We start from the raw sequence: 14,715 nt of genomic DNA, 5'->3' as shown, positions 1-14,715 counted from the left end.
AGCACTGTCGGCCCAAGACCAGACAGGTGGTGTCGATAGCGGACCACCGCCGTGTCAGGAAAAGCGTAGCTTTACCAAGCGACCGAGACCGGTGATTAGGCGGCCAGACGCCAAAAGCGCAACACAAGCAACACGAAGAATAGGGCGGCGAACAGGACGATCCGGTAGATAGCGTCGACCGTCTCGCCAGAACATTTTCAAGGTGCTGTAGTCGCTAAACAAACAGGCGCTTGCGGGTACGCTGTGTTAGCACGATTAGAAATCTGCGGCCATCGCAATCGCTCGAGCTTTCCCCTGCTCGATAGTTTCCGGTCCCTTAGCATCCCAAGTGTGTTCCACCATCAGGCTTTTAACTTCATCCACACCGATGAACTTCAGCCAGAAATCGATGTAATCGGCTTGATGTTTAAACCCTGGGCTACTGATACCCGCACCTCTATCGTGGCTCTGTCCGCGAACATAGATGACGAGGGCCCTCGGGATCTTCAGCATTGGGCCGTATCTTTCGCCATCGAAGGTGAACAGCATGTTCCTCTGACTGACAAGATCAATCAGGTGTTTCAGCTTATAGGGATATCCAAAATTCCACATCGGGACACCGACCACTATCCGATCGGCTTGTTGAAAACGCTTCACAAGAGACTGTATCCGAATCCAGATCGACAATTCGGCGCTATCCATCGGCTCTTTTGATATTCCTTTGTACTTTGCACCAATCGCATGACGGTCAAAGTCAGGCAAGTTTTCGTCCCAGACGTTCAAGGTGTCGATCTCAATCGAAGGAGTAGCCTTACCATACGCATCGAGAAACGCGTTAGCGACAGAGATTGAGACTGACTTGGCGCCACGAGGAGAAGACACGATGTTTAATAGACGCATGATGCGTGACCCTGATGCGAAAGTGTGAACAATAGGGGTGAGTGCAGAATGCCTTGTTTCTTTATGTCTTGCACCGAGTGGTCCACGCATGCCGGGCCATAGCGGTCGGCCTGCGTCTGGAATAACGCCCCCCGCGAATGGGACGGCGTTTGATTGGACACAATTGCTCTTGCGAAGACATGAAGTCAGTCTACGGAGTGCACGACACCAGTTCAATAACGCTGGGCGGGTAGACGTTACCCACCACGCGAACGATCGTTCAAGGCCTTGTGGCGAACTTCGCACATCGCCCCGACGACGGTCGGCCGGTCGATCGATATGCCACCGCCTAATTGACCGCTCGCGCTCTATACGCCGATGCGAGCACCGCCTTACTTCTGCTCACCGGTCGCTTCGAGGATCAGATTTGCCACTTCAGTCGGATGCGACAGCAGCGACACATGGCTCGACTTTAGCTCGATCGTATGCGCGTGCATCCGGTTCGCCATGAAGCGCTCCAGATCGGTGTTGATGGTCCGATCTTCAGTCGACACCGCATACCACGTTGGCTTGTCGTGCCACGCGGCGACAGTCGTCTTCGCCATCGTGATCGCCTTGCCGATGGGCTGCTGAACCGCATAATACTTTTCTGCTTCAGCCGTCGGCAGATCGCCGGCAAAGTCTTTCAGAAATGCCTGCTCAGACAGCGCGCCGTAGCCGTCCGACCACTGAAGCCCCGCCGATGCGGGCGCGGCCGGGAATTTTTTCGTCAGCGCCGGATAGTCCTCGCCGGCATCCGGTGCACGCGCGGCAATGTACACGAGACCGGCCACCTTCGGATCATCGCCAGCCTGGCTGATCACCATCCCGCCGTACGAGTGCGCGACCAGCAGCGTTGGGCCCTGCTGCTGCGCAAGCGCGCGCTTGACCGCGTCCACGTCCGCGTCGAGCGAGGTCGTCGGATTCTGCACCGCCGTAACGTGCAGGCCCTTTGCCTGCAGCAGCGGGATCACTTTCCCCCAGCTTGAACCATCTGCAAACAGTCCGTGAACCAGCACGACGTTCTTGATCGGTGCGGACGGGGCGGCGGTGCTGTCCTGCGCGAATGATGTCGTTGCACTCAGCAGCGTGGCGCAGGCGAAACCGGCGAGGACAAACGAATTCAACTTCATGAGACTTCTCCGAGATAGTGAGGGATGAGATTCGCGGATTTCGCTCAGCCGCTGCGGCGAGTCGATAGACGAACCATACCCAGTCAATCATCCGGTCGATGCTTCCGACTGCAAGCGGGCGCTGGATTCTGGTGTACGAAGGTGCAAACACAGGCTCGGAGCAAACATTCCATTCGCTGCAATTTTTTTTATGGCGTCAAATGTGCCGCGACGCGAGACCGTCGGAGAACGCCGAAAAAGGATCCCGTTGCGATTTGCGGATAGACGCTTGACGCGAGACCGTGTGAAGCATGCCATTGCGGGCTGGGTCCATGGGCGGGCTAGTTTGCGGCTGCACGGCTATATGCCGGTGTGGCGCTGCTGCATCGTCTCGTCAGCCGACGTGGAGAAAGTCGGGTATGGGCTGCAAGAACTTTTGCATCCAGATGGTCAAACGGGAAAAGCCATCTTTCAAATCCCGCTTAATTTCACAGCCGTAAACGGGGTTGGAAAAAACCGGTCCTAGACGCTTTCGAATCCGGTCCCTGTTGTCTTCCAAGGCATCGTTGAGCCAATAGAGAGCCTGGACGACGCGCATCGCAGGCCTCCCGGCCCAATAAAGACGGCGGGGAGCGATGATGCGGGGCATCCGCTGCCGCGGGCCGGGCTAAGTGCCAGGTGGCGGGAAGGGTGCCGTTGAGCTACCAGATATGGCAGCGTGTTTCTGTCACAATAGCGCTCAGCCGTTTCGCTGACGTACCCTCGGCAACGCCCCACAACTGACCTTCTCGTAAATGCGCATCTTCGGAATCAGCCTTTACGTCATCATCGCCCTGTTCTTTGCGGTGCATGCCGTGCGCACTCAGCAGAACATGTACTGGCTGCTGATCCTGTTTCTTTTCCCTGGCCTTGGCAGTGCGGTCTACCTCTTTGTCATTTACTTGCCCTCCCTGCGCCAGTCGCGTGGGGCAAGGGCGGCAACGAGGGTCATCTCGCAGCTTGTCGATCCCAATCGAGCGGTGCGCGGGGCGCGCACTGATTTCGATCGCGCGCCGACCGTCGCGCATCGCATGCGGTTGGCCGCAGCGCTGCTCGATGCAGGAAATGCCGCCGAAGCCCTGGAGCATTACCAGGCGGCGGCCAGCGGGCCGTTCTCATCCGATCCGGCTTTACTCCAAGGGCTGGCGCGTGCGCAGTTTGCCAACGGCAATGCTTCGGCCGCGCAGGACGCACTGGAAAAACTGTTCGCCGCCCATCCTCTCACCCGTCGGCAGCCGGAGCCTGCCTTGCTGTATGCACGGGCCTTGGACGCGATTGGCGCGCCAGGCACACGCGCCGCGTTCGAGATTGCGCTCGCGAGCGCAAGAGACGCTGCACCGCGTTGCCTCTACGCCGATTGGTTAGCGGTGCAGCCAGACGAGGCTGACCACCAGCGTGCGCGCGAACTTTACGCCGAGATTGTGCAGGATGCCAGGCATTGGCCACGCCACGCCCGCGAACATAACAGCGAGTGGCTGCAACGGGCCCAGGCCGCCCTAAGCCGATAATCCACGGGCGCCCGCTTGAGAGCGGCAGACCTTTGGCTGCGGGCTCAGTCCGGGCCGAAGCCTGCCGAAGGCCCCATTAAACCTGACAGATTCGAAACGACCGGTTCATACGGTCTGCGCGTAAGCCGCTGTTCGCGAGCGATATGGATGACGCGAGTGCTTCGCGTATGGGAGCCCGATGAGGTTTCCCTGATTCCAGAGTTCTCATGCTCGAGACTGGCTGTTAATCCTCCGTGACGGTTTCTGTCAGATGCCTGGTGCACCAATCTACGACGGGCGGCCTGAATTCGTCAGCACCGGTCAGGGCAGCCAGTTCACCAGCGAGGCGTTCACCGACGCCGTGCTCGGAAATGTCCATAAGGCCTTTATCGTCTGGGGCGGATTTTTGCCCCACCTCTGCCCCCACACGACGGACGGCTCTCGCGGGAACAGAGCGGAATTGTCGGCATGGGCAAGTGGCCGGCCGCGTTCGTTTGTTCGCGAGCTTGGGGCTACTTTGCGTGCTCGCATATCAATGCGTGATCTACACGCGCGGCAACCGGTCATACCGATAACGCTGTCCCATTTCTGACGGGTCGGGGACTGCCAGCCGTCCAAACGTAAGTCGGCGGAGCAGCAGTTAATTCGCTTAAGAGAACCAAGGATTTGTGTCGGGAACTAGCCGGACTGGGTTGCGTAGAAACGTATCGTTACCCACTGAAATGACCGCTTTATCCGCACGCGGTCCCGTATGCCATAAAAAATACGGTTTCCTAAATTTCACCAAATTCCGATCCGCAGACATCCCACAGCAACATCAAATCGCCCGCATCTTCATCCCACCATTTGCAACGCGGTATTAGGGGAAAAACCTAATGTCTGACGAATCCTTACGCGTGCATATTTGAACTAAATATTCATAGGTGGATTCAGCATAATTTCCTAGCAGGAGAGACGATGAAAATTCCCACCAGTCCAAAGCGTCGCAAGCTGCTGAAGTTAGGCAGTGCTGCTGTCATCCTCCCGGTTGCAGCACGTGCTGGCGCTGCAACTCTTTCCTCGCCCGGTGCGACCGGCGATCCCTCTTCAGTTCCATCCGATACTTTCGATTCAGCCAACGCTTCGACGCAGGCGGATTCGGCGCGCGTTCCCACCGATCAGGCACTGCTGTTCCGATACGACTCGCCTGCTGTCGAGTCCAGCGTCCAGTTTCAAGGCCTGCCGGTCGGGAACGGACGACTCGGTGCGATGGCCGGCGGCGCGAGCGAACGTGAGGTGCTCTACCTGAACGAAATCACGTTGTGGTCGGGCAGCAAGAACGTTGTCGATCCGGCCTACACGACGACGGGGATGGGCACCTACCTGTCGCTCGGCAAGTTCTACATCGATCTGCCCGGTCACGCCGGCGCCACGAACTACCAGCGTTCGCTGGACATCAGCAATTCGATCGTACGCACGCAATACCGCGTTGGCGGCAAAACCTATCGGCGCGAGATCTTCAGCAGCTTCCCCGACAACGTGATCGTCGTGCGGCTCACGTCCGACGGCGGCACCTATAACGGCGCGGTGTCGCTGGTCGACGGGCAGGGGACGCAAATCATCGGTGAATCGAACCACGCGCTGTCGTTCTCGGGCGCGGTCAGCGGCAGTGGCGAGCTGTACACGACCTACATGCTGGTCGTTCCAGATGCGGGCGTCGCTTCGCTCGACTCGGCCAACGCACAGATCACTCTTCAGGGTTGTCCGGCGCTCACGATCATCATCGCGGCGCGCACCGACTACAACGGGCGCTACGTCGAAAACTATCTGACGGGCGTCAATCCGCGCGGTGCAGTGATCGCTGACGTGAAGGGCGCCGCGTCCCTGCGTTACCGCGAACTGCTCGAGCGTCACGTGCGCGACTATCGTTCGCTCTTCGGGCGCATGGACCTCGATCTCGGCAGGTCGAGCGATGCGCAACGGGCACTGACGATCCCGGAGCGGTTGCTGGCGCGTCAGGTGAATCCCAACGCGGCCGACCCGGAGCTCGAAGCAATGTACGTGCAGTTTGGACGCTATCTCACGATCTCGTCGTCACGCGGTTCGATGCCGGCGAATCTGCAGGGTTTGTGGAGCACCACGAACAACCCGCCGTGGATGGCCGACTACCACACCGACATCAACATCCAGATGAACTACTGGCTCGCCGATCGAGCCGGTTTGCCGGAGTGCCAGCAACCGTTCGCCGATTACGTCACCGGGCAGTTGCCGTCGTGGGTTCAGTCGACGAAGAATCACTTCAACGATGCCGCGAACGTGAACTACAGCAATTCGAACGGCAACGTCGCGGGCTGGACGGTCGCCATTTCGACGGGCATCTACGGCTCTATAGGCTGGGACTGGAGTCCGCCCGCGAGCGCCTGGTATTGCCGCACGCTGTGGAATCACTACCAGTACACGCTGGACAAGGCGTATCTCGCCCGCATCTATCCGGTAATGAAGTCCGCGTGCGAGTTCTGGCAGGCGCGTTTGATCAGAGACCCCGTGACGGGTCTGCTCATTGACGACAAGGACTGGTCACCGGAGCAGGGACCGCATCAGCAGCTCGGGATCACCTACGCGCAGGAACTCGTGTGGGATCTGTTCACGAACTATCTGACCGCGAGCCAGTTGCTCGGCAAGGACGCGGATTTTGCTCGCTCGATCGGGAGCATGAAGGCGCAGCTCTATCTGCCGAAGGTGAGTCCCACGACAGGGCAGCTTCAGGAATGGATGAGCGACAGCATCGTCGGCGAGACGGGGCATCGGCATCTGTCGCCGCTGATCGGCTGGTTCGAAGGCGAGCGCATCACGCTCGACAGCGATCCGAAGCTCGTGGCCGGCGTGAAGGCGCTGCTGCTTGCACGCGGCTTCGACTCGTTCGGTTGGGGGCTCGCATGGCGCATCGCCTGCTGGGCGCATTTCCACGACGCCGCCAACTGCTATTCGATGATCCCAAAGCTGCTGCGCTATTCGGTGGGCAATGACGGCGTGAGCGGCACGTTCGCCAACATGTTCGACGCGTATGCGTTGTCGAGCAACTCATCGGCGTTCCAGATCGATGCGAACTTCGGCGGTCCGGCGGCAATACTGGAAATGCTGCTGCAAAGCAGGATGGATCGCATCACGCTGCTCCCCGCGCTGCCGTCGCAATGGAGCACGGGGCATGTCACGGGCGTGCGGGCGAAGGGCGGATTTGCGGTGGACGTCAAATGGAACCGCGGCGTGTTGTCGTCCGTGAAGCTCGTCAGCGTCGGCGGCACGCGAACCACACTGCAATACGGCAACGTGGTGCGAGCCGCGTCGGTAAGGGAAAACGGAACGGCACGATTCGACGGCAACCTGCAGCCGGTTTCCTGAGCTCCCCAAAGCGGCCGGGCAGCCCGAAACAGACGCCGCACAGCAGTTTACCCGGAAGTCCCAGTTTCATTTTTCAACAAAGGAAAATCATGAAGATCCTGGGTCGCACACAGGTGTATCTGTTTTTCGCGAGCATCATGATGGTTTTCGGTTTGTCCGGCTGCGGCGGCGACCAGCAAGGTTCCTCCGACGGCGCGAGCGTCATGCAGGCCGCGGCCAACTCCGCAAACGTTTCCGCACAAGGCGGGCCATCGCAAACTCAGGCCCAAAGGTCGATTGCACTACCGCCTATGGGTTGGGCGTCGTGGAATGCATACGGCTGCAATATCACCGAGGATCTGGTGAAAACGGCCGCGGACGTTATCTCCGACGGCCTGAAGAAAGACGGTCCGTTGATGAAAGCGGGCTACAGCTATATCAACGTCGACGACTGCTGGTTCGCGCCATCCCGCGATGCGCAAGGCAATCTAGTTGCCGACCCCGTGAAGTTTCCGAGCGGCATCAAAGCGCTGGCCGACTACATTCACGCCAGAGGTCTGAAGTTCGGCATGTATGAAGTGCCCGCAGCCGAAACCTGTGCTCAGCGTAACAATCTGTACCCTGGGCACACCAACCCGATGGGCAGTCTTGGGCACGAAGTTCAGGATGCCAATACATTCGCGGCGTGGGGCGTCGACTACGTGAAGTACGACTGGTGCTCGCCGGATGGCACCGTCGACGATCAGGTGGCCGGTTTCCGAAAGATGCGCGATGCGCTGGACAGTGCGGGTGCCGCGGTGAATCGGCGGATCGTCTACAGCATCAATCCGAACAGTTTTCACACCGACAAGACGGGCAGATCGTATGACTGGGGGCAAGTCGCGGATCTGTGGAGAACGACCGAGGACATCACCTATGACACCGGTACACCGGGTCATCAAAGCACGCCGGATTTTTCCAGAATCGTGAACCAGAATTTCTACGGCAATCTGTTTCCGGAAGCGCAACATACGGGTGTCTATAACGATGCGGACATGATGCTTGCCGGGTTCGGTCTGAGCGCCGCGCAGGATCAGACGCACATGAGCCTGTGGGCCGTTTCCGGTGCGCCGCTTATCCTGGGTCTCGATTTCACGACGCCGGTCAGCCCGGCAACGATGACGACGCTGACCAATCCTGAGGTGCTCGCCGTCGATCAGGACCCGCGTGGCCTTCAGGCGATCCGGGTGGCGGTGCCGCAGAACGGTCTGGGCGTGTGGGCCAAGTTGCTCGCCGGTCAAGGTCGCCGTGCGGTAGTTCTGCTCAACACGACCGGGTCTGCCGCTTCGATCACGGTGAACTGGAAGGATCTCGGACTGGACCCCGCTGCTTCGGCCAGCGTGCGGGATATCTGGGCGCACCAGGATCTTGGTTCGCACACGTCCGGGTATACGGTGTCCGCTGTTCCGGCCGGCGGCTCCGTCATGCTGACCATCGCCGGCGTGGACGATGCATCGAAAATCCACCCGGCCAAACCGGTCACACATGAAGACGGCGTAGCACGCTATACGGTGAATGCAACCACGGGCGGGTACATCGACGTGACGTACCGGAACGAAGGAAAGTCTTCGCTGAAGGTGCCGCTGATTCTCAACGACAGCGTACTCACGACGATCCAGCTGCCCGTTACCACCGGACAGGCCCAGGGCACCGTCACGCTGTACATGCCGCTCGTGCCGGGAAGCAACAAGCTGACTTTCGTTCTTCCGGACAAGGGCCGCCGCGCTCCGTCGATCGGCAAGGTGACGCTGATCGCCGCTCCGCAACCCGCATTGCCGCCCATCGCCTATGAAGCGGAAAGCTCCACCAACATCATTCAGGATGCGGCAGTCCAGGCATGCAACATATGCAACGGCCACGAAAAGGTCGGCAATTTTGTGAACTCGGATTCGAGCCTCCAGTTCAACGGAATCGTGGCGCCTGCCGATGGCGAGTATGCGGTCCCCGTGGTGTATATCAGCGCGGACGACGGTGGCGGTTCGCCTCGTGCAATGAGCGTGAGCGTCAACAATGGCCCACCGGTCCCCGTGCAGTTTCCCGGTGAAGGCACCTGGGACTTTCCGATCCTGTCGAGTGCTCAGGTCATGGTCCCACTAAAAGCCGGTACGGCCAACACCATCAAGTTCTCGGTGATTTCCGGCAACTACGGTCCCGATATCGACGGCCTGGGCCAGGCAGTCAGCCAGCCGGCCAAACAGTGACCGGCGATCCATGGAGACAGGCATGAAGAATTTCTTGATGCGGATTGCGCTGCCGTTCGTATTGGCTACGAGTGGGGTACAGATGTCCGTTGCCGCCGACGCGACGGCCCAACCGAATGCCGCCGCGGCGCAATCGTGGGAGAAAGGATCGCGATTCCGCCACGACGAAGTGGCGGTCCTGTTCGTGATGGGACAGAGCAACAGTGCCGGTCTTAACGGCCTGCCCGCGGAACTGACGTTGACGGGAGCTTCGGGTGCAGGCGCGGGCACCGGCGGGATGCCGGCACCCAATGTATGGGGCATCCGCAACGACGGTTGGGGGAACATCACCGGTAACGCCGACGGGACGGGTGCGCCATTTACCCAGCCGATATCCACGATCGATCACGTGTCGTGGGTGAACTGGTCGGACAGCACGTCGTCCGACATGAATCTCGGCTACTACGGCGGCAGCGGAAATGCCGCCAATTTCGCCGCGTATGCGTGGCAGGCGGCGATCAATGCGGGCGAGCCGCTGCCCGATCTGTACATCATTCATATCGGCTGGGGCAGCCAGGGCGTGGACGTCGCAGACGACGCGTTCAGCGGCTGCTGCGGCTGGACGGTGCATGGCGTTAATCTCTGGCAACCCATGCTCGATGCAAGCAAGACGCCGACGTATGCGCTTGCACCGTTCGCGCGCCGCATGATGTATCTGGGACTGAAGCAGATTCTGGCGACCGGCAAGAAACCGCGAATCCTCGGCCTGGAGTGGAACCAGTGGGAGGCAGAAGCTGCACCGCTGAATTCGGCCGGCAACGCAACGACGATTCATCGCGCGCCGCAGAATTACGCTGACCTCTTCGGCAGTTTTTTTGCTGCGGTGGGTTCGACCTTCCCGGTGCTGATCGTGAAGCCGTTGTCGACCGCTTACGACAACGTCACCAACGCGGTAGCGCCTTATAATCCCGCCGCGCTTGCGTCGATGCAGAAAGTGTTCGGCGGCTTCGTCGACGCGAATCCTCGCATCTTCAGTTTCGTCGATGCGTCGCAGTCGCCGGACTGGAATGGACAGCCGCCCGGCTTCGGTATTTTCCAGGGCGGCGCGTTAGGCGGTGGGGACGGCAGCGTGCACTACAACCTCGACACGCAGAAATGGTTCGGCGAGCAGGCGCTCGCATCGTGCCTCGGACACTCCCGATTCTGTGGGCCGCGCGTCACGGATCTTCCGCGGCGCCTGCCGAATTGACGAACGGATCACTCCGTACCACTCGGCACCATCGCCGCGCTGAAACGGACCCGGGTACATCGTGCCATAAGTCTCGTGAAGCGAGTGGAGAAGGGTGCGGGAAAGCGGCCTGGCGATAGCCATGCCACGTGAACTCAGCGCAAACCTCTAACCTCGCTCGGCGTGACAGTTGCGGCAAATCGATTGCCGAAATGGGTTCTCGTGTAGTTGACGACAGCAGCGACCTGATCGTCATTCATCGCGTCGCCAAATGATGGCATCGCCTTCCGGCCGTGCAGGACGTTGACGATGACGTAGGTTGCCGCTTCGACTGCCGGGTTATCAGCGAGCGCCGGGTAGTGACCCGCGCCCTGTGCGCCTTTTCCGTCCGGCATATGGCATCCCGCGCAGGTAGCGTTGTAAAGCGCTTCGCCGCTTTTTTCGGTGAAGCGATAGCCCGGCGAAATCGTGAAAGTGCGTGGTGCTTCCTGTGCCACGGCCTGAACCGACACTGTCGCGGCTCCCATCAGCAAGGCCATCAGCATCGCGCCGAGGATCAGCGTCGGCCTATCCATTGACGATTCTCCGATGCAACCGGTTGATCGCATCCAGCGACGACAGCACGGCGCCTTCCTGCCATGCGGGGATATGGGACGCGTGCTCTCCGGCAAGGACGATCCGTCCGTCGATCTGACAGAGATTTGCGTAATGCGCTTTTCTCAACGCATCCGTCCATGCGGCGAAGCAGCCATTCGTGAACGGTGATCGGCTCCAGCTCATCGCGAAGCCGGTCTGGTACTCGCGCGCGTACTGCGGATGAATCTGGCTGCCCTGGCTCAATGCCACCGCGATCCGTTCGGCAGGGGGCAGCGCACCCATCTCATAGCTGGCGGGCCCCCACATGTAGGCGCCAAGCAGCACCGCAGGACCGGTCGATCCGTAACCTGTTGCCGGATAGCCGATCGTCGAGATCGGCAGATCAGTTTGCGTGATGCCGCCGTAGATCTGCTCGTCTTCTTCCCAGAATCGCCGGCCGAATTGCAACCCGATTTTCACCGATGTCTCGTAGGGCACCGCATCGATCGCGGCGCGCATGGCCGGACCGACCGCAATGTCGATCTGACTCAGAATCGAGAGCGGAATGGTGCACACCAGCCAATCCGCGTGCGCGTTCCGTTCGGTCCGGGTGGTCGTATCGGTATAGCGCACTGTGACGCCTTGCTCGTCCTGCAAGATAGCCGTGACTTTGGCGTTGAACACTACGGCGCTCGCGATCTGCGAATGAAGCGCATGGGCAATCCTGTCCATGCCGCCGACAGGCTGGAAAATGGTGCTCTGGAAGTCCTGCTCGTTTCCAGACGAGAGCCATTGCCACAAACGCGATGCAAGCAGGGGGTCGCGCGGGAGCAGATCCGACGGCACGGCCTCTGGCATCAGCCCACCGCCGTGCGCGGTCGCGAATCCGCGGCGTTCACTGCTTCGCCGGCCCGCCTGATAGCTGCCATCCCGACCGAGCGCACCCCATTCGCGGAGGGATTCGAGTAGCAGATGCGCATCTTCGCCTGACACCGCGTCGTCGAGTGCATCCTTGCGAATTGCTTTGGAAAGCAGCTCGGCGATATAGCCTTGATAGTCGGTCTGTACCGCCCGGAATCGTTGCGGCTTGCCACCGAAAGCCTCAGTCGAATGCAGGTATGCGTTGTAATTGACCTGGATGAACGGCTCGAGCGACACCTTCAGGCGTCTTGCGTAGTCGAGTACGCCCTGGTGGTGATACGGAATGCGCCACGGCCCCGGGTTCAGATAAAGCCCGTCAGCGAAATCGCAGTCCTGGGTGGCACCGCCGAGTTCTGTATAACGATCACCGCCCCTGACAGTCCAGGCCCGGCCACCCGCGCGGTCGTTGTACTCGAGCACCTGCACGTGGTAGCCCGCGTTCCTCAGCTCAAAGGCCGCGACGAGGCCAGCCATGCCCGCGCCGAGCACGAGAATTCGCGTTCCTTTGGGTGCGCCGTCGAGTCTGATCGGGCCGGCATAGGTCGAGGTAGCGGCGAACCCAAGCGTGCCCATGCCTTGCATCATGGCGGCCGCGCCGAGGTTCTTGCCGATCAGCGTCAGCAGGTGCCGGCGGCTCATCGCATTTGTGGTCATTCTCGACATAAGGACGTGGTGCCCCGACTGGAGAGAGACGATGGCAAACGAAATCCAATGGCATCCCAGATCGTAAGGCTCGAGTCATCTGGATCCGTATGTTTGCGGATTGCGTTGGGGCGTACTGCAACGGACTAGTTCATTTTATGCGATCACCCGTCGAGCGTCGTGATTCGAACACCAGAAACACCGGTGGTGAGCGCGCGATGTTGGTCGTCGCGCCCCCGTTGTGGCGCGGACGTCAGGAGGCCGCCTATTTCCACTGAAATAGGGCTCGAGGCGAATTAAAACTATGAACCGTTTCTCTTCACCACGCTCGACTGTCCGTTATCAGGACGGCCGACTGCGCCTTGTGGGTCGGGCTCGCCCGGACGCGTGAGACGACAGCGTTCGAGGACGAACGCGATGGGCTGGGTGGTTTCTCGACACCGGCCAAGCGGATTGAAACGCCCTGACCTGATGTAGCACCTCTCAAACAAGCAAGGTTTCCTTGCTTGTTTTTCTTCTGATTAGTCCACGTCTGCGAGGGCGCGTGTCGTGCGAACCTTGGACGGCCGGTCTCGCAGCAGCAGGGGCATCAAACGCCGGTTAGCGGTCTGCGCCGCCCACTCGCAATACGCGGCGCTGCCGAGCACCCAGCCCTTAAGCGTCGACTGCATCAGGTTATCGACCTCGTGTTCGTCAAGGGGCCGTGCGCCCAAATCGCGGTAAGTCTGATGGCGCTCGGACGGCGTATTGCCGAGCGCCCGGTAGAGTGGATGGTCCTTGATGAAGCTATCGACACGCATTCCGATGTGATGTGTGTAGCTCGACCACTGGTAGTTCCCAGGCTCTGCCACAAGGCGGTTGCGCACCGGCGCTTGATCGATGATCTGGCTCGCGAGCAGGAAATACCGGTCGGGCTCAATCACTGTTGCCCAATACGCGCCACGCCACACCGTACCGCGGCGTCCATGGCGGCGGTTGAAGGTCTCGACATAGCGACGGCCGACCGCCTGCATCGCCATGGCCACACTCGACTCGTATGAAGGCGTGACGAGCAACTGTACCGCGTCAGGCATAAGGACCCACGCGTGAACTGCCAGATCGGCGACGCGCGCTGCGTCTGCCAGGCAGGCGAGGAAGTACAGGTAGTCTCCTTCGTCCAGGAATGCGGGCCCCGTGAGCCCCTGCAGGATAACGTGCTGAGGTTGTTCTGGGACGTAGTGCCGTGCAAGCCGTGTCATGCTGAAGTAACCGGAAATCCGATGTGAGAAAGCGATCCGACAGGTATCGGACGCGGGACGGTGCGTAACGAAATTCTATCGGTCACGTGCGTGCGTTTACATCACGAACAGGCCTTTTTTCTGGCCTCTTTTCGTTGATTTGCCCATCGTAGCCAGCGTCTTTTTTATGTGTGCGCTGCGTTCGCCGTGGGCGGATTGACGGAGGGCGCGAACGCGTTCGCCGCCAATAACACGGCGGATGCGGGCGCGGCCGCCGCGCCTCAATGCATTGCGGAGCAGCCGTCGGCGCTGTCGTTGAACCGCTGGCAGGAAGACTGGTCGGCGCTGGCGAATCCGTGCGTGCCGCGCAAGCCATCCGATGCGCCCAAGTACATCCCGCTCGGCAGCGATCCGTCGACGTATCTGTCGCTCGGCGCGAACCTGCGCGAGGCCTTCGAACTGAACAATACGCCGCTCTTCGGGCTCGGCAGCGCGAGGCCCGACAGCTACGTGATCAAGCGCGCCGAAGTGCATGCCGACGCGCGCATCGGTCAGCATGTGCAGGCGCTCTTTCAACTCCAAGATGCGCGGTCCTTCGGCCGGCTACAACCTGATGCACGTGAAGCCGTCGATTACGTTCAAGGTGTCGCCGAAGGTCACGTTAATTACCGCGCGCGGTTTCCAGTGGCATGCGATCGCAGCCGATGCAATCTACAGTCAGGGCATGGCTTTGGTGCCCGGCACGGAAGGGGAGCGAACGCGCTGGACCGGGATGTATGGGCAGGTTCGCGCCGACTGGCTCGTCAGTGCGAACGTTGCGCTCGCGCTGGAAGCGGTGCGAACGCGGACTTAGGCGAATACTGGAGGTGGCCGACAGAAAAAGTCGGGCATTGCGGAGTGCTCGCATTCTCGTGACGGCCGCAGACCTCGGTACAGCATGAGGTGGCTACTCGCCATCGCGGCGGCTCAGTTTCAATAAGCGATTTTCATGCACTCGTGATGCTCAGCTTCGAGCATTGC

The 14,715-nt window shown here is 60.3% G+C and carries 11 protein-coding genes and 1 pseudogene; 6 read left to right on the top strand and 6 right to left on the bottom strand.

Annotated features, from left to right (window positions below; genetic code table 11):
- Window positions 1-255: 255 nt before the first annotated feature.
- The 3 genes from P0D73_RS34145 to P0D73_RS34135 all read right to left on the bottom strand — a co-directional run bounded on the left by P0D73_RS34145 (window position 256) and on the right by P0D73_RS34135 (window position 2,658).
- The gene (locus P0D73_RS34145) at window positions 256-879 is read right to left on the bottom strand and encodes an FMN-dependent NADH-azoreductase (RefSeq protein WP_408434856.1); all 624 of its coding nucleotides are present in this window, start codon (window positions 877-879) and stop codon (window positions 256-258) included.
- Window positions 880-1,250: 371 nt separating this feature from the next.
- On the bottom strand, window positions 1,251-2,030 hold the full coding sequence (locus P0D73_RS34140) for an alpha/beta hydrolase (RefSeq protein WP_408289142.1): 780 nt from the start codon (window positions 2,028-2,030) through the stop codon (window positions 1,251-1,253).
- Window positions 2,031-2,403: 373 nt separating this feature from the next.
- On the bottom strand, window positions 2,404-2,658 hold the full coding sequence (locus P0D73_RS34135; RefSeq protein WP_408289139.1) for a hypothetical protein: 255 nt from the start codon (window positions 2,656-2,658) through the stop codon (window positions 2,404-2,406).
- Window positions 2,659-2,803: 145 nt separating this feature from the next.
- Here P0D73_RS34135 and P0D73_RS34130 point away from each other — a divergent pair, with 145 nt between their 5' ends.
- From P0D73_RS34130 to P0D73_RS34115, 4 genes are all read left to right on the top strand, one after another.
- A complete protein-coding gene (locus P0D73_RS34130) occupies window positions 2,804-3,556 on the top strand; it encodes a tetratricopeptide repeat protein (protein WP_408318272.1) in 753 nt (250 codons plus the stop codon).
- A gap of 936 nt (window positions 3,557-4,492) precedes the next feature.
- A complete protein-coding gene (locus P0D73_RS34125; RefSeq protein WP_408318274.1) occupies window positions 4,493-6,913 on the top strand; it encodes a glycoside hydrolase family 95 protein in 2,421 nt (806 codons plus the stop codon).
- Between the two features lie 89 nt (window positions 6,914-7,002).
- The gene (locus P0D73_RS34120; protein ID WP_408318276.1) at window positions 7,003-9,132 is read left to right on the top strand and encodes an alpha-galactosidase D; all 2,130 of its coding nucleotides are present in this window, start codon (window positions 7,003-7,005) and stop codon (window positions 9,130-9,132) included.
- Between the two features lie 22 nt (window positions 9,133-9,154).
- A complete protein-coding gene (locus P0D73_RS34115) occupies window positions 9,155-10,360 on the top strand; it encodes a hypothetical protein (RefSeq protein WP_408318278.1) in 1,206 nt (401 codons plus the stop codon).
- Between the two features lie 134 nt (window positions 10,361-10,494).
- On the opposite strand, the gene P0D73_RS34110 is transcribed toward P0D73_RS34115, so the two are convergent.
- The 3 genes from P0D73_RS34110 to P0D73_RS34100 form a co-directional block, all read right to left on the bottom strand.
- Window positions 10,495-10,914: a c-type cytochrome gene (locus P0D73_RS34110; protein WP_408289122.1), complete on the bottom strand. Its 420-nt coding sequence runs from the start codon at window positions 10,912-10,914 to the stop codon at window positions 10,495-10,497.
- The gene (locus tag P0D73_RS34105; protein ID WP_408289119.1) at window positions 10,907-12,475 is read right to left on the bottom strand and encodes a flavin monoamine oxidase family protein; all 1,569 of its coding nucleotides are present in this window, start codon (window positions 12,473-12,475) and stop codon (window positions 10,907-10,909) included. The genes P0D73_RS34110 and P0D73_RS34105 overlap by 8 nt, the downstream gene beginning before the upstream one ends.
- A gap of 524 nt (window positions 12,476-12,999) precedes the next feature.
- The gene (locus tag P0D73_RS34100) at window positions 13,000-13,716 is read right to left on the bottom strand and encodes a transposase (protein ID WP_408179648.1); all 717 of its coding nucleotides are present in this window, start codon (window positions 13,714-13,716) and stop codon (window positions 13,000-13,002) included.
- Between the two features lie 186 nt (window positions 13,717-13,902).
- Here P0D73_RS34100 and P0D73_RS34095 point away from each other — a divergent pair.
- A pseudogene (locus P0D73_RS34095) lies at window positions 13,903-14,298 on the top strand (alginate export family protein); the annotation flags it as partial.
- Window positions 14,228-14,548, top strand: a complete 321-nt coding sequence (locus P0D73_RS34090; protein WP_408434854.1) for an alginate export family protein — start codon at window positions 14,228-14,230, stop codon at window positions 14,546-14,548. The pseudogene P0D73_RS34095 and the gene P0D73_RS34090, both read left to right, overlap by 71 nt.
- Window positions 14,549-14,715 lie beyond the last annotated feature (167 nt).

The organism is Paraburkholderia sp. RL18-101-BIB-B, from assembly GCF_046026985.1.
Taxonomy (GTDB): Bacteria; Pseudomonadota; Gammaproteobacteria; order Burkholderiales; family Burkholderiaceae; genus Paraburkholderia.
Note: the sequence above shows the minus strand (reverse complement) of the source record. Positions and strands in the feature narration are given on the sequence as shown.

Excerpts from the sequence above, each read along its gene's own strand:
- P0D73_RS34105 (WP_408289119.1), bottom strand. The coding sequence starts at position 12,475 with ATGAGCCGCCGGCACCTGCTGACGCTGATCGGCAAGAACCTCGGCGCG.
- P0D73_RS34120 (WP_408318276.1), top strand. The coding sequence starts at position 7,003 with ATGAAGATCCTGGGTCGCACACAGGTGTATCTGTTTTTCGCGAGCATC.
- P0D73_RS34125 (WP_408318274.1), top strand. The coding sequence starts at position 4,493 with ATGAAAATTCCCACCAGTCCAAAGCGTCGCAAGCTGCTGAAGTTAGGC.
- P0D73_RS34145 (WP_408434856.1), bottom strand. The coding sequence starts at position 879 with ATGCGTCTATTAAACATCGTGTCTTCTCCTCGTGGCGCCAAGTCAGTC.
- P0D73_RS34110 (WP_408289122.1), bottom strand. The coding sequence starts at position 10,914 with ATGGATAGGCCGACGCTGATCCTCGGCGCGATGCTGATGGCCTTGCTG.
- P0D73_RS34115 (WP_408318278.1), top strand. The coding sequence starts at position 9,155 with ATGAAGAATTTCTTGATGCGGATTGCGCTGCCGTTCGTATTGGCTACG.
- P0D73_RS34130 (WP_408318272.1), top strand. The coding sequence starts at position 2,804 with ATGCGCATCTTCGGAATCAGCCTTTACGTCATCATCGCCCTGTTCTTT.
- P0D73_RS34135 (WP_408289139.1), bottom strand. The coding sequence starts at position 2,658 with ATGCCCCGCATCATCGCTCCCCGCCGTCTTTATTGGGCCGGGAGGCCT.
- P0D73_RS34100 (WP_408179648.1), bottom strand. The coding sequence starts at position 13,716 with ATGACACGGCTTGCACGGCACTACGTCCCAGAACAACCTCAGCACGTT.
- P0D73_RS34140 (WP_408289142.1), bottom strand. The coding sequence starts at position 2,030 with ATGAAGTTGAATTCGTTTGTCCTCGCCGGTTTCGCCTGCGCCACGCTG.
- P0D73_RS34090 (WP_408434854.1), top strand. The coding sequence starts at position 14,228 with ATGCCGACGCGCGCATCGGTCAGCATGTGCAGGCGCTCTTTCAACTCC.